Source organism: Phytobacter sp. MRY16-398 (assembly GCF_003925915.1).
Taxonomy (GTDB): Bacteria; Pseudomonadota; Gammaproteobacteria; order Enterobacterales; family Enterobacteriaceae; genus Phytobacter; species Phytobacter diazotrophicus.
This window is the reverse complement of the sequence record NZ_AP018756.1, coordinates 3638958-3654918: the sequence shown is the minus strand read 5'-3', so window position 1 is coordinate 3654918 and position 15961 is coordinate 3638958. Positions and strand designations below refer to the sequence as shown.

20 protein-coding genes are annotated in these 15961 nt (G+C 52.9%); 19 read left to right on the top strand and 1 reads right to left on the bottom strand.

All coding sequences use genetic code 11. The annotated features are described in order from the left end of the window. The first annotated feature begins 4 nt into the window (after window positions 1-4). The 5 genes from MRY16398_RS17930 to MRY16398_RS17910 all read left to right on the top strand — a co-directional run bounded on the left by MRY16398_RS17930 (window position 5) and on the right by MRY16398_RS17910 (window position 2553). Window positions 5-910 (top strand): DUF5677 domain-containing protein, encoded by a 906-nt coding sequence (locus tag MRY16398_RS17930; RefSeq protein ID WP_125124941.1) that lies wholly within the window; start codon window positions 5-7, stop codon window positions 908-910. A 204-nt stretch (window positions 911-1114) separates the two neighbouring features. Then, window positions 1115-1330: a class II holin family protein gene (locus MRY16398_RS17925; protein ID WP_047369739.1), complete on the top strand. Its 216-nt coding sequence runs from the start codon at window positions 1115-1117 to the stop codon at window positions 1328-1330. Beyond that, window positions 1330-1866, top strand: a complete 537-nt coding sequence (locus MRY16398_RS17920; protein WP_125124940.1) for a lysozyme — start codon at window positions 1330-1332, stop codon at window positions 1864-1866. Before MRY16398_RS17925 ends, MRY16398_RS17920 begins: the two co-directional genes overlap by 1 nt. 16 nt (window positions 1867-1882) lie before the next feature. Further along, window positions 1883-2095, top strand: a complete 213-nt coding sequence (locus tag MRY16398_RS17915; protein ID WP_125124939.1) for a hypothetical protein — start codon at window positions 1883-1885, stop codon at window positions 2093-2095. After that, window positions 2092-2553, top strand: a complete 462-nt coding sequence (locus MRY16398_RS17910) for a lysis protein (protein ID WP_125124938.1) — start codon at window positions 2092-2094, stop codon at window positions 2551-2553. The genes MRY16398_RS17915 and MRY16398_RS17910 overlap by 4 nt, the downstream gene beginning before the upstream one ends. Before the next feature lie 65 nt (window positions 2554-2618). Here the strand turns inward: MRY16398_RS17910 and MRY16398_RS17905 are convergent, their stop codons facing one another. Further along, complete coding sequence (locus MRY16398_RS17905; RefSeq protein ID WP_125124937.1) at window positions 2619-2801, bottom strand: hypothetical protein; 183 nt, start codon at window positions 2799-2801, stop codon at window positions 2619-2621. Window positions 2802-2999: 198 nt separating this feature from the next. Between MRY16398_RS17905 and MRY16398_RS17900 the strand changes: the two genes are divergently transcribed. The 14 genes from MRY16398_RS17900 to MRY16398_RS17835 all read left to right on the top strand — a co-directional run bounded on the left by MRY16398_RS17900 (window position 3000) and on the right by MRY16398_RS17835 (window position 15961). Next, window positions 3000-3782 (top strand): hypothetical protein, encoded by a 783-nt coding sequence (locus MRY16398_RS17900; RefSeq protein WP_125124936.1) that lies wholly within the window; start codon window positions 3000-3002, stop codon window positions 3780-3782. 219 nt (window positions 3783-4001) lie between these two features. Next, window positions 4002-4493: a DUF1441 family protein gene (locus tag MRY16398_RS17895; protein WP_125124935.1), complete on the top strand. Its 492-nt coding sequence runs from the start codon at window positions 4002-4004 to the stop codon at window positions 4491-4493. Beyond that, window positions 4493-6613, top strand: a complete 2121-nt coding sequence (locus MRY16398_RS17890) for a phage terminase large subunit family protein (protein WP_125124934.1) — start codon at window positions 4493-4495, stop codon at window positions 6611-6613. Before MRY16398_RS17895 ends, MRY16398_RS17890 begins: the two co-directional genes overlap by 1 nt. After that, on the top strand, window positions 6610-6825 hold the full coding sequence (locus MRY16398_RS17885) for a hypothetical protein (protein ID WP_125124933.1): 216 nt from the start codon (window positions 6610-6612) through the stop codon (window positions 6823-6825). Before MRY16398_RS17890 ends, MRY16398_RS17885 begins: the two co-directional genes overlap by 4 nt. Beyond that, window positions 6825-8339, top strand: a complete 1515-nt coding sequence (locus MRY16398_RS17880; protein WP_125124932.1) for a phage portal protein — start codon at window positions 6825-6827, stop codon at window positions 8337-8339. The genes MRY16398_RS17885 and MRY16398_RS17880 overlap by 1 nt, the downstream gene beginning before the upstream one ends. Continuing rightward, on the top strand, window positions 8281-10296 hold the full coding sequence (locus tag MRY16398_RS17875) for a ClpP-like prohead protease/major capsid protein fusion protein (RefSeq protein WP_125124931.1): 2016 nt from the start codon (window positions 8281-8283) through the stop codon (window positions 10294-10296). Before MRY16398_RS17880 ends, MRY16398_RS17875 begins: the two co-directional genes overlap by 59 nt. Window positions 10297-10374: 78 nt before the next feature. Beyond that, complete coding sequence (locus MRY16398_RS17870; RefSeq protein ID WP_079497865.1) at window positions 10375-10698, top strand: DUF2190 family protein; 324 nt, start codon at window positions 10375-10377, stop codon at window positions 10696-10698. Continuing rightward, on the top strand, window positions 10691-10966 hold the full coding sequence (locus tag MRY16398_RS17865) for an ATP-binding protein (RefSeq protein ID WP_079497866.1): 276 nt from the start codon (window positions 10691-10693) through the stop codon (window positions 10964-10966). The genes MRY16398_RS17870 and MRY16398_RS17865 overlap by 8 nt, the downstream gene beginning before the upstream one ends. Before the next feature lie 9 nt (window positions 10967-10975). After that, window positions 10976-11533, top strand: a complete 558-nt coding sequence (locus MRY16398_RS17860; protein WP_125124284.1) for a phage tail protein — start codon at window positions 10976-10978, stop codon at window positions 11531-11533. Beyond that, window positions 11530-11928 carry a phage minor tail U family protein gene (locus MRY16398_RS17855; RefSeq protein ID WP_125124285.1) on the top strand — a complete coding sequence of 133 codons (399 nt, stop codon included), beginning with the start codon at window positions 11530-11532 and terminating at the stop codon, window positions 11926-11928. The genes MRY16398_RS17860 and MRY16398_RS17855 overlap by 4 nt, the downstream gene beginning before the upstream one ends. A gap of 7 nt (window positions 11929-11935) precedes the next feature. After that, window positions 11936-12667: a phage tail protein gene (locus MRY16398_RS17850; RefSeq protein ID WP_125124286.1), complete on the top strand. Its 732-nt coding sequence runs from the start codon at window positions 11936-11938 to the stop codon at window positions 12665-12667. Between the two features lie 12 nt (window positions 12668-12679). After that, entirely contained in the window at window positions 12680-13090 is a 411-nt protein-coding gene (gene gpG, locus MRY16398_RS17845) for a phage tail assembly chaperone G (RefSeq protein WP_125124930.1), read from the top strand. 50 nt (window positions 13091-13140) lie between these two features. Beyond that, entirely contained in the window at window positions 13141-13416 is a 276-nt protein-coding gene (locus MRY16398_RS17840; RefSeq protein WP_232034348.1) for a phage tail assembly protein T, read from the top strand. Then, window positions 13397-15961: a phage tail tape measure protein gene (locus MRY16398_RS17835; RefSeq protein WP_125124928.1), complete on the top strand. Its 2565-nt coding sequence runs from the start codon at window positions 13397-13399 to the stop codon at window positions 15959-15961. The genes MRY16398_RS17840 and MRY16398_RS17835 overlap by 20 nt, the downstream gene beginning before the upstream one ends.

Sequence of the window (15961 nt, the reverse complement as noted above, 5' to 3'; positions counted from 1 at the left end):
TAATATGCAAGATGACACTGAATGTAATTTCTTTCTTTCTGAACGCCTGACGGTCGAGGTATATAAGCGGCTGCTGGATGAATTTGATGCGGTAATTTGTGAATCTATAGCCATGAACCAATTTACAGCTGGCAGGTACGTTGTAGCTCATGTTGGTTTTGGCTCTCAGATATTCACAAGATTATGTATACATGGAGAATGTTTGCTAAGTGCCGCGCCAATGTCCAGATGGTATAAAAAAGATTTTCATTTCTGGGATTTAAGTTGCATAGCCGCTCATGTTAGAGCACTTATGGAAGGTTATCTATTTTATATGTATATATCTGAGGAGCCTCTTTGTGAAAATGAGTGGAAGGCGAAACTATGGACTATGCATATGAATGATTGTATTAAACGGTTGAAACTCATGCAGTCCACTGGGGACGCTGATAAAATCACGTTTTTTGAAACTGAACGAGATAAAATTCGTGATAATTTGAACTCCAATGATTTTTTTCTTAAATTGCCAAGCTCTGTAAAGAAAAATTGTTTGAATGGTAAGTTTTTGATGATTTATCCCAGGGATGAATTGATCTTAAAATATAAAATAGATAAAAATTTATTTGATAGTATTTTTGATATTTTGTCTAATTATATTCATATTTTACCCATTTCATTCTACAATCATGAACCAAATAAAAGAGGCTCAGGTATGTTTAATGAAACTGACTTGGGTTATATGTGTTTGTGTTTAGATATAATCATAACGTTAATGCGTCAATGCAATGAAAGATTAGCAGGTGCTTTCCCTGATGCCCAGTCATGTAGAAAAGGGAAAAAATCTGTATTTTCTCCGGGGCCTAAGGCTAATTTACCTCAACTGGTAAGAGAGCATCAAAATCGCAATATAAAAAAGAAAAGAAAAAAATAACGCGTACGCAAAAATTACTGTAATCTGCTAAGAGTGGTCACTTAGACACGGACTTAAAACAACTCCTAAACCCCGCTTCGGCGGGGTTTTTTCATTTCTGGCCTCGGGAATCACACACAACCTTCACTTTTACGAAAGCGCCCGAAGGCCAGATCCCTCCTTTCATCAATCACGCACAGCACTTCCCAAACGTGGAGGTGGAGTATGTATCGAATGGACAAAATCACAACTGGTGTGAGCTACGGTTTTGCCGGAGCAAACGGAGGGTTCTGGGTGCTCCAGCTACTGGATAAAGTATCGCCCTCGCAGTGGGCAGCGTTAGGCGTTCTCGCGAGTATTCTTTTTGGTCTGCTGACATATCTGACCAATTTGTATTTCAAAATCAAAGAGGATCGGCGCAAAGCCGCCAGGGGTGAGTGATGGCAAACAGGGCAAAGCTTAGCGCGGCGATGTTATCTCTCATCGCTGCAGGCGCATCAGCACCGGTACTGTTTGATCAGTTCATCAGTGAGAAAGAAGGAAATGCGCTGGTGGCCGTTGTCGATCCTGGTGGCGTCTGGTCACTGTGTCACGGCGTAACGGTCATTGACGGCAAGCCTGTTGTTAAAGGCCAGCGTACAACGGAAGCACAGTGCAAGAAGGTAAACGCCGTCGAGCGTGATAAGGCGCTTGCATGGGTAGACCGAAATATCAAAGTTCCGCTAACTGAACCGCAGAAAGTAGGCATTGCGTCATTCTGCCCGTACAACATCGGCCCATCTAAATGTTTCCCCTCAACGTTCTACCAGCGCATCAATGCTGGCGACCGCAAAGGTGCATGTGAAGCAATTCGCTGGTGGATTAAAGATGGGGGCCGTGACTGCCGGTTAACCAAAGGCCAGGCGAACGGCTGTTATGGGCAGGTAGAGCGACGGAATCAGGAAAGCGCTTTGACATGTTGGGGGTTGGAACAGTGAATAATAGGGTGAATCCATGAAGATAAAATTTGAATTATCCACCGCGCATTTCGCCGAAGATCTTCGCCCTTCGCATGGTCCTCTATTCTGGCCTTGGTGGCGTTTAATTTCTTTCAGCGTTGTTCGTCAGGATATCCGCTCACCATCAACTGGACGGCGCATGTGGTTTTATACCCGCTGGGGTGCTGGCTATGTGGGTGTTTATATCGACAGGCGTGCAATTCGATGAGCCGCTTAATAGCCATTATTGCTGCAGCCATTATCTTGCTGATTGTCTCACTGGCATGGGGTGTTAATCACTACCGGGACAATGCCTTGAACTACAAAGAGCAGCGCGACAAGGCAACCAGCGCGCTGACGCTGGCGGAAGACACCATTAACGATATGACAGTCCGTCAGCGTGATGTCGCCACGCTCGATGCGAAATACACTGGAGAACTCGCAGATGCTAAAAAGCAGCTTGAAGATCTACAGCGTTGCGTTAGCACTGGTAAGTGTGGGTTGCGCGTCAACGCCAAATGTCCAGCGAACGGAACGGCCAGCGCCCCCGGCGTGGATGATGCAACCGGCCCCCGACTTACTGACGCCGCTGAACGGGATTATTTCACCCTCAGAGAGCGAATCGAAACAGTCACCAAACAACTGATGGGCCTGCAAACGTATGTGCGTGAGCAGTGCCTGAAATAAAAAAACCTAAGGAGAGGAAAATCCGATCTCTCCTCAGGGTGACCTTTGCTCTACTGTCCAGTGATTTATTTAAGTCTGCTTATTGAAAGGTATACATCATCTTTCTGATACTTAGCGTAAACGTCCTCGACTACTGGGAGATACTTGTTAAACAGCGCTTCAATCGTTGTTTCGTCATATCTCTTGTTAGCGATTTCGTTTGCTACGAACCTCATCGTTTCAGAAAAAATAAAATCTTTATCTGTCATTTCTTTTCTCCATTTACTCAGGTGTAACGAATAGTTTTTCGTATCTTACCCCTAATCGAATAAGCACTTGGCATTTACCGCATCAATAAGCGCCTCGCACGCGCAGCCTAACGATATCTTTCAGTCGTGAGCCTGGGGCATTCCGCTTTATCGGGCGGTCTTCCCGTGCGACAGGCTCACATCTAAAAGGAAACAACCATGAGCAAAGAACTTTCCGGCGCTGCTGGCGATGTCCTGCATGCGCTTTTCTTCCGTGGCGCGCTGGTGGATGGTGATTTGCCATCAAAGGCTGGCGCTAATGAACTGCGTGAGCTTGGTTATGTGATGACGCAAGATACGGTGACGCCGTTCGACGGGGAAAATCATTACAACTTCCTCACACCTACCGGGCAAGAGTTCGCAATCAGTTACCTGGTGGAAAGTCGCTTCGGCAAGAAAGCGGATTTTCAGATTGGAGCGGGGGAGACGTTCATTAATAACACCACTCTACAAGGCAATATCCACTTAACTGCCGCCAGCGACCAATGCTTGATGGAACCGTTAACGGATACAGCATCAGCATGCGACAACATCCGGGTGTTAAATAAACCTCTTTTTGGTATCAACTCGTTTTCAACTGCAATCGTCAAACTCTCTGATGAGATGCGAGAAGCTATTATTGCAGCCGTTCGTGACAGCGGCCAGTTCGTTGAGAAACCAACTGGCGACGAGCAGCAGTCGGTGGAGTTCAGGGCTGACCGTTTAAAGGCGACGGTTGGGGTAAATGACAGCGGTGAATCCACCATCCAGCAGCAAATCCAGCAGGCGGCTAACCTTGCCGAAGCAATGAGAGGAGTACTGAGCCGACACGAATCTGCATTGGCGGGTATGGCCTCTGCTCGGGCTGCTATTACGGAAAGCATTAACCAGGCTGTGAATGATGCCATTGTTAATGCACTCAGGCCGGGTGGTGTGCTTTACGCCTTCCGCACCAGAACCTGAACACCTCCGTTTTAACGTCAAAATATCTATTCATGCAAATGATAATCTTTATCACTTGAGCGGGTCCTCTCGGAGGGGGGCTTTGCCACGGGGCGGCGGACTCGCGGGAATCGGCTGGTTTTCGTATTTTATAGTCATCATCATCATGTGTGCAGGTTATTGATTTTCCGGGACCCGGCTAATCAATGATGTCGAATCGTACAAAAAGTGTTCACCATCATGGACCAGGAAATCGCGGCCTTAAAACTCAATATCAACCAGCTAGCCGGGATCACTGGCGTCCATCGCCAGACGGTTGCAGCAAGGCTGAAAAATGTTGCTCCGGCAGCAGGCAGTAACAGCAAGCTCAAGCTCTATTTCGTCACTGATATTTTGAGTGAACTGATGATTCCGACCGTCTCCACGGCAAACGTGGAAGAGATGATTCCGGCAGACAGGCTCGCACACTGGAAGGCTGAGAACGAGCGGCTGAAATTTGAAGTCGATACAAAGCAGCTTATTCCAGCCGAAGACGTTGCCCGAGAATTTTCACTGATGGCGAAAGCCGTCGTCATGGTGCTTGAAACTCTCCCGGACATTCTTGAACGCGACTGCGCACTTACGCCAGTTGCGGTGTCACGCGTGCAAAACGTGATTGATGACCTGCGCGATCAGGTCGCACAAAAAGTAATGGACGCCGAACCAGAGGAGGATGAGCCAGAGGAGGACTGATGGCAAAAAGGGCATCAGCCAGGGGTATCCGACGTGATGTCTCCGGTATATTACGTGCCCCGCGTCGTATGCAGGTGGCCGATGCGGTCCGCTCATATATGCGTGTGCCGATGGGGGCGGGGAACTCCGTACCGTGGGATCCAAATCTTGCCCCTTACATAATTGAGCCGATGAACTGCCTGGCATCCCGTGAATACGATGCCGTGGTGTTTGTCGGTCCTGCCCGAACAGGGAAAACCATCGGTCTGATTGATGGCTGGATTGTCTATAACATCGTCTGCGACCCCGCTGACATGCTGGTCATCCAGGTATCCGAAGAGAAAGCGCGCGAGCACTCCAAGAAGCGACTCGACCGCACTTTTCGCTGCAGCCCGGAAGTGAAATCACGGCTCAGTCCACGCCGTAATGACAACAACGTCCACGACCGCACGTTTCGCGCCGGTAACTATCTCAAGCTCGGCTGGCCATCGGTCAATATCATGTCGTCGTCTGACTATAAAAGTGTGGCGCTGACGGACTACGACCGTTTTCCCGAAGATATCGACGGGGAGGGTGATGCCTTTTCCCTGGCGTCGAAGCGTACCACCACCTTTATGTCCAGCGGGATGACACTTGTGGAAAGTTCGCCAGGTCGGGACTTTCGCGATACGAAATGGCGTCCCTTGTCTGCGCACGAAGCGCCGCCGACAACCGGGATTCTGTCGCTGTTCAACAGCGGTGATCGCCGTCGCCTTTACTGGCCGTGCCCGCATTGCGGGGAATATTTTCAGCCGGAAGTCGCCAACATGACAGGCTACCGTGATTCACCAGATCCTGTACTGGCAAGTGAATCCGCCTATCTCCAGTGTCCTGCATGTAAAGGCAAAATTACGCCGGAGATGAAACGCGAACTGAATATTCGTTCTGTCTGGCTACGCGACGGGGAAAAAATAGACCGTGACGGCAACAGATATGGCGAGCCGCGGCGCTCGCGTATCGCATCATTCTGGATGGAGGGGCCAGCCGCTGCTTACCAGACCTGGGCGCAGATGATCTACAAATTCCTGACTGCTGAGCGGGAATATGAAGCCACCCAGAGTGAGGAAACGCTAAAAACCGTCGTTAATACCGACTTTGGTCGGCCATATCTTCCCCGCGCTCACCTTGAACAGCGTAAGAGCGAACTACTGGAGCAGCGCGCCGAGGAAATACCAAAACGCACCGTACCTGACGGCGTTGAATTTCTTATGGCGACGGTTGATGTGCAGGGTGGTAAGTCCCGGCGATTCGTGGTGCAGGTTACCGGCTACGGTGAACAGGGCGAGCGGTGGGTGGTTGATCGCTACAACATCCGGCAGTCCTTACGGGCCAGTGAGCACGGCGAATGCTATCCCATTGATCCGGCCAGTTACCCGGAGGACTGGGATTTACTCCTGTCCGACGTGTTCGAAAAGTCCTGGGCTCTGGCAAGCGACCCGACAAAACGTATGCACCTGATGGCAATGGCGGTCGATTCCGGCGGTGAGGATGGTGTCACCGACAACGCCTATAAGTTCTGGCGCAAATGCCGCCGGGAAGGGCTGGGCAAAAAGATTTATCTCTTTAAGGGGGACAGTGTCCGCCGCTCAAAACTCATCACGCGCACATTCCCTGACAACACTGACAGGTCAACCCGTCGCGCAAAAGCCGCAGGCGATGTGCCGCTTTTTCTTCTCCAGACCGATGCACTGAAAGACCAGGTGAATAACGCCTTATGGCGCGAATCCCCCGGACCGAACTACGTGCATTTCCCGAAATGGCTCGGTAGCTGGTTTTACGACGAGCTGACGTATGAGGAGCGTTCACCTGATGGAAAATGGAGTAAACCGGGTCGCGGTCCGAATGAAGCCTTTGACCTGCTCGTCTATGCCGATGCGCTGGCAATCCTTCTTGGCTACGAAAAGATTAAATGGCCGAATGCGCCAGACTGGGCACGGCGGCAAACGTGGCTGGAGAACGCGCCGCCGGAAACTGGCGAAGCGCCATCCCCGGCTGTTGCACCGCCCGTTACCCGAAACACGAAAGCACGGGACAACACCGTGACGGAAACCAACGACCAGGATTCCAACCCCTGGGTCACAGCGACAGGAGGCTGGTTGTGAAACGAAGTGATATCGAGGCGATGGTACAGCGTTACGTTGAAGCTGAAATGGCTGTCCTTGACGGGAAGTCCATTACTTTCAATGGGCAGCAGATGTCCTATGAAAATCTGTCCGAAATCAGGAAGGGGCGGCAGGAGTGGGAGCGGCGACTTGCCGACAGTGACAGGCAAAACCTGGGGCGACCCGGCTATAAACTGGCGAGGTTTGGCTGATGTCTCTACTGGATGATGCAATTGGTCTGATTTCGCCGGGCTGGAAGGCTGCGCGGCTTCGCTCGCGAGCGGTGATTCAGGCATTTGAAGCCGTAAAGCCAACCCGCACACACAAGGCACGCCGCGAAAATCGCTCAGCCAATCAGCTTAGCCAGAATGGTGCAGTTTCATTACGGGAGCAGGCGCGCTGGCTGGACAACAACAACGATCTCGTCATCGGCATTCTCGACAAGCTGGAAGAGCGTGTGATTGGTTCTGAGGGCATCATTGTTGATCCGCATCCGGTGCTTAAAAACGGCAATATTGCGAAAAAATTTGCCAGCCAGATCCGTTCTGCATGGGCGGAATGGTCCGTTTCGCCTGATGTCACCGGGGAATTTACCCGCCCTATGCTGGAGCGTCTTTTATTACGCAGTTGGTTACGAGACGGGGAGGTGTTTACCCAGCTTGTCAGCGGCAATGCCATGGGGCTGTCACCCGTAGCCGGGATCAGTTTCTGGCTGGAAGCTCTGGAGGCTGATTACGTACCAATGCAGAGTGACGAATCACAGGGGCTCATTCAGGGTATTTATAAAGACAACTGGGGCAGGCCAAAAAAATACCAGGTGTACAAGACCAGCCCGGTGTCAGGCCGGCAACTGGAGACCAAAGATGTGGCAGCGGAAAACATGCTGCACCTTAAATTCACCCGCCGCCTGCACCAGGCCCGTGGCACGTCGTTGTTTTCTGGTGTGCTGATGCGCCTGAGTGCCCTTAAAGAGTATGAAGACTCCGAGCTGGTGGCCGCGCGTATTGCGGCGGCGCTGGGGATGTACATCAAAAAAGGCGACGGTCAAAGCTATGGCGATGATGCGGGGGCACCTGCCCAGGACGGTGATCGCGACCTGCTGATTCAGCCGGGGATGTTGTACGACGACCTTCGTCCCGGAGAGGAAATCGGGATGATCAAATCGGACCGCCCGAACACCAACCTTGAATCATTCCGCAACGGTCAGCTACGTGCCGTTTCTGCCGGAGCGCGCATCAGTTATTCCAGCGCATCCCGAAACTACGACGGCACCTACAGCGCCCAGCGTCAGGAGCTGGTGGAGTCCACCGACGGGTATTTTGTCCTTCAGGACTGGTTTATCGGTTCGGTGACCCGCCACATTTACCGCGCCTGGCTGAATCTGGCGATCCTCTCGGGAAAAATCACGGTACCGCGTGGGCTCGATATGGACACGCTCTATTCCGCTGTCTATTCGGGGCCGGTGATGCCCTGGATTGACCCCGCAAAAGAAGCGAACGCCTGGAAAATACTTATCCGTGGTGGCGCGGCAACGGAATCCGACTGGGTCCGCGCAAGAGGCAGCAATCCTGATGATGTAAAACGCCGCCGAAAAGCGGAGATCGATGAAAACCGCGAACTGGGACTGGTGTACGACACCGACCCCGCCAATGACAAAGGAGGCACCAGTGCCGAAGCAACAACGAAACCGGGTGAGCCGCCGCCCGAAAGCCAGCGTAAAAAATAACTCCTGGTTTCGCATGAAGGCCAGCGCGGCTGATGAGGCGGATATTTATATTTACGACGAAATTGGTTTTTGGGGGGTGACCGCAAGACAGTTTGTCAGTGACCTGCAGGCGCTGGGTGATGTCAGCCACATTAACCTGCATATCAACTCTCCCGGTGGCGATGTCTTTGAAGGCATCGCCATTTTTAATGCACTCAAATTCCATGGCGCGGCAATCACGGTGCATATCGATGGCATCGCCGCCTCTATGGCGTCGGTTATCGCCATGGTCGGCAACCCGGTCATCATGCCGGAAAATACCATGATGATGATCCACAAGCCGTGGGGATTTGCAGGCGGTGACGCGAACGATATGCGGGATTACGCCGACCTTCTGGACAAAATGGAATCTGTTCTGATCCCCGCGTACGCAGAAAAAACGGGGAAATCGGCAGAAGAAATCGCGGCCATGCTGGAAGACGAAACCTGGATGAACGGCAGTGAATGTGTTTCCCAGGGATTTGCAGACCAGACCACACCATCACTGCAGGCGATGGCCTGCATTCAGTCAAAACGTATTGAGGAATTTGAAAAGATGCCTAACGCCATCCGTAATATGATCACGCCGCCGCGCAACACCACGGCGCGTGAACCTGCGAGCCCGGCAACCCCGCAGCACCAACCGGCAGCTCCCGTTCTGGATGAAAATGCCATTGTCGCGCGGGTTGTGGCTGAACAGAAAGCCCGTGTAAGCGGCATTCAGGATGTGTTTGCCATGTTCGGTGGTAAACACCAGGAACTGCAGGCCGCCTGCATCAGCGATGTCGAATGCACCGTCGCCATGGCGAAAGACAAGCTGCTGGCCGAACTGGGCAAAGACACGACCCCGTCGAATAAAAATAACCCGCCCCACATTTATGCGGGTAACGGAAATATCGTCGGCGACGGCATCCGTAAATCCCTGATGGCCCGCGCAGGTTATGAAGCGCAGGAAAAGGATAACTTTTATAACGGCATGACGCTGCGCGAACTGGCCCGCATGGCGCTGACTGAGCGCGGTATTGGTGTTTCAGGTCTTAACCCGGTACAGATGGTGGGGCTTGCGCTGACGCACAGCACGTCTGACTTCGGTAACATTCTGCTGGACGTATCCAACAAGGCGCTTCTGCAGGGCTGGGAAGAGGCGACAGAAAGCTTCGAATTGTGGACCAAAAAAGGGAGCCTGAGCGATTTTAAAACTGCGCACCGCGTCGGCATGGGGGGCTTTCCGTCATTGCGCCAGGTGCGTGAGGGGGCCGAGTATAAGTACGTCACCACCGGGGATAAAGCTCAAACCATCGCGCTGGCAACCTATGGTGAGATCTTCTCTGTCACCCGTCAGGCCATTATCAACGATGATCTCAATCAACTGACTGATGTCCCCATGAAAATGGGGCGCGCGGCTAAAGGGACTATCGGCGATCTGGTTTATGCCGTGCTGACAGGTAACGCAAAACTGTCTGACGGTAAGGCGCTTTTCCATAGCGACCATGCGAACCTCAGTTCAGGTGCTATCTCGGTATCCAGCCTGGACGACAGCCGTAAACTGATGCGCCTGCAAAAAGAGGGCGACCGCTCTCTCAATATCCGTCCTGCCTTTATGCTGGTACCCGTGGCGCTGGAAACGCTGGCAAACCAGACCATCAAATCCGCCAGCGTTAAAGGGGCTGATGCCAACTCCGGAATTATGAACCCCATCCAGAATTTCGCCGAAGTCATTGCCGAGGCGCGGCTGGATGATGCCGATCCAAAAGCCTGGTACCTGGCTGCAGCGAAAGGAAGCGACACTATTGAGGTGGCCTATCTCAATGGTGTGGATACCCCTTACATCGATCAGCAGGATGGCTTTACCACTGACGGTATTGCCACGAAAGTGCGTATCGATGCAGGCGTAGCCCCGCTGGACTATCGCGGTCTGACGAAATCCTCCGGCCAGTAATTACCGACCAGACAATCACGCCCGAAAGGGCTTTTTTTATGCCTGTAAAACGGCTCCCCGGAGCCGTGGAGATCCTCTATGAAAAATTATGTTCAGGACGGTAACACCCTGGCGTTAACCAACGCAGGAAGCTCTGTTATTACCAGCGGCACGCCCGTCGCGGTCGGTGATTTACTCGTCATTGCGCTGACCGATATTCAGCCAGGCAGCACCGGAGACGGTCTTGCAACGGGTGTTGTTGCGTTACCAAAGCTGTCCACTGACGACATTGCCCAGGGCAAGACCGTGTATTTCAAGGACGGGAAAATCCAGCTTGCCAGTACCAGCGCCACCCCGGCAGGGAAAGCCTGGGAAGCAGCCGGAGCCAGCAGCACATCAGTGCTGGTCCGCCTCAATGGCTAATCCCTTCGAACAAATGGCGGCGCGCATGGATGCCGCCACTGTCCGGTGTATGGGTGAACCGGTCACTATCAATGGCAACGACTTTATCGCGGTAGAAAGTCATTTTGTGCCTGAAATGGGGCCGGTAACCGGTGATGGTATCTCGCTGGTGGTGTTCAGTGAAAACTACCAGCCGCGCCGTAATGACGCGCTGATCTGGAAAGGCACGGAGTACAAAGTTACGCGCAGCCAGTTTTTTAACGGTAAGCCACAAATATGGATTGAATAGGAGGTTGTCATGTCCGCTATTAACGGGCTTGAGCAGGCAATTGCAAACCTCAACAGCATCAGTAAAACGGCGGTCCCCCGTGCTTCTGCTCAGGCTGTTAACCGGGTCGCTGGGCGCGCCGTCAGCCGAAGCGTCCGCACTGTCGCAACGGACACGAAGGTGCCACGTAAGCTGGTAAAACAGCGGGCGAGGCTGAAAAAAGCCACTGTCAGCAAACCCAGGGCAACAATCCGGGTCAACAGGGGAAATCTGCCTGCGATTAAGCTGGGTGTGGCCAGCGTGAGACTATCACGGCGAAAACGCGACAAACAGGGCGCTAACAGTGTCCTGCGGATTGGCCCGTTTTCTTTCCCTGGTGGTTTTATCCAGCAACTGAAAAACGGTCGCTGGCATGTCCTGCGGCGAACAACGAAAAGCCGCTATCCCGTGGAGGTTGTGAGTATTCCTCTGGCGGCCCCGTTAACCGAGGCGTTTAAAGCGGAGACAAACAAGCTGATGCAGTCCGATATGCCTAAAGAGTTGTCTGCTGCGCTTAAAAACCAACTGCGACTGGTATTAATCCGATGAAACACCCTCAAATCCGCGCTGCCGTTCTGAATGCGCTTAAAGACAACATCACTGATTCTGTTACCTGGTTTGATGGCCGTCCGGCATTTCTTGAGGTTCAGGATTTGCCTGCCGTCGCCGTCTACCTGACCGATGCGCAATTTACTGGCGCAATGGTGGATGAGGACCAGTGGTCAGCAACGCTGCATATCGAAGTCTTTCTTAAAGCCGATCTGCCTGATGCGGCGCTGGATGAATGGATGGAATCACGGATTTATCCCGTCCTTTCAGACATTCCAGGTCTGTCCGATCTCATCGAACTGATGACCCCTCTCGGCTATGACTATCAGCGCGATGAAGACATGTCGACCTGGGGAGCGGCAGATATGCAGTATTCAATCACCTATATTATGTGAGGCAACTATGGCAACACCTAATCCGCTGGCACCTGTTAAAGGTGCCGGGACAACACTCTGGCTGTATTCCGGTTCAGGCACAGCGAATCCGCTAGTCGATACCGACTGGACGCGCCTGGCTCAGATCAAGGAACTGACCCCCGGCGAACTGACGGCGGAGAGCTTTGATGATACCTATATCGATGACCCTGATTCTGACTGGACGGCCACCGGACAGGGGCAGAAATCTGCGGGCGACACGTCATTCACCCTGGCCTGGAAACCCGGCGAGCAGGGGCAAATCGCGCTGGCACAGTGGTTTGAAGACGGATCAAAACGTACGTATCGCATCAAATACCCTAACGGTACGGTGGATGTGTTTTACGGGTGGGTCAGCAGCCTGGGTAAGGCGGTGACGAACAAGGAATACATTACCCGCACGGTCAAGGTCACTAACAGTGGTAAACCCTCACTGGCCGAAGATACCACCACCCCGGTCATTGCTGTTTCGGGCGCGTCTTTTGATAAATCGACAGCGGCTGTGGCTGTAGGAGCAACCACGACCCTGAACCTGTCCGTTCTGCCTGCCAGTGCGACCGATAAATCATTCCGCCTGGCGTCATCCGACCCGTCAAAAGCGACAGTCAGCGTGGCCGGCAGTGTTGTCACCGTCACGGGTGTTGCAGCCGGAATTGCCGAAATTCTCGCGATTACGAACGACGGCTCGTTCGCGGCTGTCAGCAAAATCACCGTATCCTGATCGGAGTCATGCATGTTTCTGAAAACTCAGCCGCTGGAATACAACGGCGAAACCGTCACGCTTTATGAACTCTCAGCACTGCAGCGTATTGAGTTCATCGGCTATATCGCCGACGTGAATAAAGATGTTCCTGCGGACGAAACAGAAGTCAGCCCGGAAGCGCTCAACGGTATCGTGACAACCCTCAATGTGAAGATTGGCGCGCGGATCGTCGCTATGTCTCTGTGGCAGAAGGAAGGGCAAAAAGGGCCATCGGTCGATCAACTGCAGGAGGAGGTACTTTCCGGCTGGCCGTTGCCTGCCATTGGACAGGCGGATTTTATCGTGCGGGAACTCTCAGGAATGTTGCCCGTTGCACCTGACGCAGAATCAAACGCAGATACGGAATCCCACTCCCCGGAAAAGCTTACGCCGCAGCCCTGAACTTCGCCCTTAAACTGGCCCGTGAGTTCCGCAGACCTGACTGGCGTGTGATGCTGGCGCAGATGTCCTGCACCGAACTGAGTGAATGGGAGCAATTTTACGACGTCGAGTATTTTCAGACGGACCTGATCGATACCCATTTCTCATGCCTGAGCCACCATATCACCGATATGGTCTGCAAAGACCACGGGCTCACCCCCGCAGATTTCAGCCTGCTCAATCCCCAGACACGTCCGGAACCGGACACCGAAACGTCCGACGAGGCCATGATGCTGGCCGCCGAAGGCATTACAGGAGGAATACGTTATGGCCCAGGCGGTGGGTGATCTCATTGTCAATCTGGATTTAAACGACGCGAAATTTACCGAGCGGTATAATTACGTCAAACGGGGGCTGGAAGGGATCGGGTCTGCGGCAAACGATGCAGCGCTGGAAGTGCAAAGTGCATTTACCCGGCAGGAGCTGTATGCGAAAAAAGCGGGGATTTCGATTGGTCAGTACAATGCCGCCATGCGCAGCCTGCCCGCGCAGTTTACTGATATTGCGACGCAGCTTGCTGGCGGCCAGTCTCCGTTTCTGATTCTTCTCCAGCAGGGGGGTCAGATCAAAGACCAGTTCGGTGGCGTTAAAGGTGCGCTGCTGGGCGTCGCCGATTACGCCAAAACGCTGGCGGGATTTATTACCCCGACCACGCTAGGAGTTACGGCACTGGTGGCCGGTGTCGGGCTCCTCGCCTATAACTGGAATCAGGGGCGCTTACAGGCGAATGCGTACAACCAGGCCATCGCGTCCACCGGGAATATCAGCGGCCAGACCGCCGACAGCCTGGCGCGCATCACCGCCCAGATAGCAAAAAACGCTGATGCGGGTAAATCAGCGGTTGCGGCAGCGGTCGCGCAGGCCACCGGGCTGGGCCTGACAGTTGATCAGATCAGACAGGTGAGCGAGACGGCTATTCTGCTGTCAAAAAATACGGGAGCCAGCGTAAAAGACCTGGTGGCCGAGCTGGGGAAAATTCCCCAGGACCCGCTGAAAGCATTTGTCGATATTAACCAGCAGTACAACTTCGCTAACCTGGCACTGTATGAACAGGTCAGGCATATGGTTGACCTGGGGGATAAAGCCGGTGCCACAAAACTGATCATCGACTCACTTGGTGACAGCCAGAAAAATTTCAAAGACGCCTCAAAGTCAGACCTGGACGATCTGTCGAATTCCTGGCAGGGTCTCATTGAAAAGGTAAAAAATTACAAGTTCTGGAGTGACCGGGTCGCCGATAATGCCACTACGGCTCAACTTCCCGAGTTTCGCCCAGGTACAGGATCGGTAGTGGTTGATGGTATCAACGACACTATGGCCCAGGGGAATAAAGAACGCCAGCAAGCTTTAGATAACCAGATTGAGAAAGAAAATCATCTTGCTGCGATTAAAGAACAGCAACGTAATGCCACTGCTGAATTAAACCGGCAACAGGTCTCGGCAAATATTGAAGCTGATAAATTTCTGGAATCAGCCAGGACAAACGCTCAGATCCGTAACGATCTGCAGACGAAATATCAACGGCAACTTGAACAGGGGCTTATCACACAGGACAAATTCAATAAGCTAACCGCCGCGATCAATGAAAAATATAAGGATCCCAAAACCCCAAAAACAACGGTTCCGGCAGGTGACAAAGCAAGCGACCGGGAAGCGGCTGAACTTATCGCCCTGCAGGCACAGCTTAAAGTGCTGCAGCAGCACACCGGATTAAATGACGTCATCAGTCAGCAGCGTAAAGACCTCTGGAAAACCGAGGCTCAGTTCTCTGTGCTGGAAGAGGCAGCAGGCCAGCGCAAGCTGTCAAAAGAGGAAGAATCGCTGCTGGCAAACAAAGCGCGCATTCTTGCCCTTGCACAGCAAAAAGCCCTTTTGGGCGACCAGATCACCGCGCAGGAACAGCTTAACAAGCGGATGGACACCGCGACGAAATACACCAATCAGATGTCAGCGAAGCAGTCGGCCTTAACCGATTCTGCGACATTAAGCGACCGCGCCGCCGGGCGTAACCTTGCGTATGCACAACTCAGGAGCGGATGGGAAAATGCCGGGGGCAAGACGACTGACGTCGATTATCAGCGTGAACTGACGGCGTTGAATCAGTATTACGCTGCTGAGGACAGTCTTCGCGGTGACTGGCTCAGCGGGGCTAAAAAAGGGTTTGCCGAGTATCTGGATTCAGCAACAAACGTGTATTCCGCCATGCAGAACGCCGCATCCAGTGCACTTGGCGGCATGAGCGATATGCTGACTGATCTGGTGACCACCGGGAAGACTTCCTTCAAAAGTTTCACTGTTTCCATCCTCAAATCGATTATTCAAATCACTAATCAGTTGCTGGTGGCGTATGCCATTCAGAAAGCCATGGGATGGGTTGCCGGTTCTTTCGATGGCCCGCAGGGCGGTGGCATTGGCAGCCGCAGTTTTGTTGGCCCGGTACAGGCCTGGAAGGGTGGCTATATCCCTGAATATGATGGCGGCGGTTATACCGGGCCCGGCGGGAAATACGAGCCAAAGGGGATTGTTCATGGTGGTGAGTTCGTCTTCACCAAAGAATCGACAGCGCGCCTCGGCGTGGGAAACCTTTATCGCCTGATGCGAGGATACGCAACCGGAGGGCTGGTGGGTGCCGGTAATGTGTCGGTACCGACTATGGGAGGGATCAGTGTTTATGCCCCGGTCAGTATCAGCCAGCAAAGCGGTGGCGGCGAAGTGAGCCAGGTGAACACCGCCGACACTGCACGACTGGTCCAGGGCGTTGTGCAGCAGAGCATCACTGATCGCCTGAAAAAGGAGATGAGTCCGGGTGGAATACTTTACTCCAGGGGGTAA

Coding starts and splice junctions, on each gene's coding strand:
- MRY16398_RS17930 (WP_125124941.1), top strand. CDS start 5: ATGCAAGATGACACTGAATGTAATTTCTTTCTTTCTGAACGCCTGACG.
- MRY16398_RS17925 (WP_047369739.1), top strand. CDS start 1,115: ATGTATCGAATGGACAAAATCACAACTGGTGTGAGCTACGGTTTTGCC.
- MRY16398_RS17920 (WP_125124940.1), top strand. CDS start 1,330: ATGGCAAACAGGGCAAAGCTTAGCGCGGCGATGTTATCTCTCATCGCT.
- MRY16398_RS17915 (WP_125124939.1), top strand. CDS start 1,883: ATGAAGATAAAATTTGAATTATCCACCGCGCATTTCGCCGAAGATCTT.
- MRY16398_RS17910 (WP_125124938.1), top strand. CDS start 2,092: ATGAGCCGCTTAATAGCCATTATTGCTGCAGCCATTATCTTGCTGATT.
- MRY16398_RS17905 (WP_125124937.1), bottom strand. CDS start 2,801: ATGACAGATAAAGATTTTATTTTTTCTGAAACGATGAGGTTCGTAGCA.
- MRY16398_RS17900 (WP_125124936.1), top strand. CDS start 3,000: ATGAGCAAAGAACTTTCCGGCGCTGCTGGCGATGTCCTGCATGCGCTT.
- MRY16398_RS17895 (WP_125124935.1), top strand. CDS start 4,002: ATGGACCAGGAAATCGCGGCCTTAAAACTCAATATCAACCAGCTAGCC.
- MRY16398_RS17890 (WP_125124934.1), top strand. CDS start 4,493: ATGGCAAAAAGGGCATCAGCCAGGGGTATCCGACGTGATGTCTCCGGT.
- MRY16398_RS17880 (WP_125124932.1), top strand. CDS start 6,825: ATGTCTCTACTGGATGATGCAATTGGTCTGATTTCGCCGGGCTGGAAG.
- MRY16398_RS17870 (WP_079497865.1), top strand. CDS start 10,375: ATGAAAAATTATGTTCAGGACGGTAACACCCTGGCGTTAACCAACGCA.
- MRY16398_RS17865 (WP_079497866.1), top strand. CDS start 10,691: ATGGCTAATCCCTTCGAACAAATGGCGGCGCGCATGGATGCCGCCACT.
- MRY16398_RS17860 (WP_125124284.1), top strand. CDS start 10,976: ATGTCCGCTATTAACGGGCTTGAGCAGGCAATTGCAAACCTCAACAGC.
- MRY16398_RS17855 (WP_125124285.1), top strand. CDS start 11,530: ATGAAACACCCTCAAATCCGCGCTGCCGTTCTGAATGCGCTTAAAGAC.
- MRY16398_RS17850 (WP_125124286.1), top strand. CDS start 11,936: ATGGCAACACCTAATCCGCTGGCACCTGTTAAAGGTGCCGGGACAACA.
- gpG (WP_125124930.1), top strand. CDS start 12,680: ATGTTTCTGAAAACTCAGCCGCTGGAATACAACGGCGAAACCGTCACG.
- MRY16398_RS17840 (WP_232034348.1), top strand. CDS start 13,141: ATGCTGGCGCAGATGTCCTGCACCGAACTGAGTGAATGGGAGCAATTT.
- MRY16398_RS17835 (WP_125124928.1), top strand. CDS start 13,397: ATGGCCCAGGCGGTGGGTGATCTCATTGTCAATCTGGATTTAAACGAC.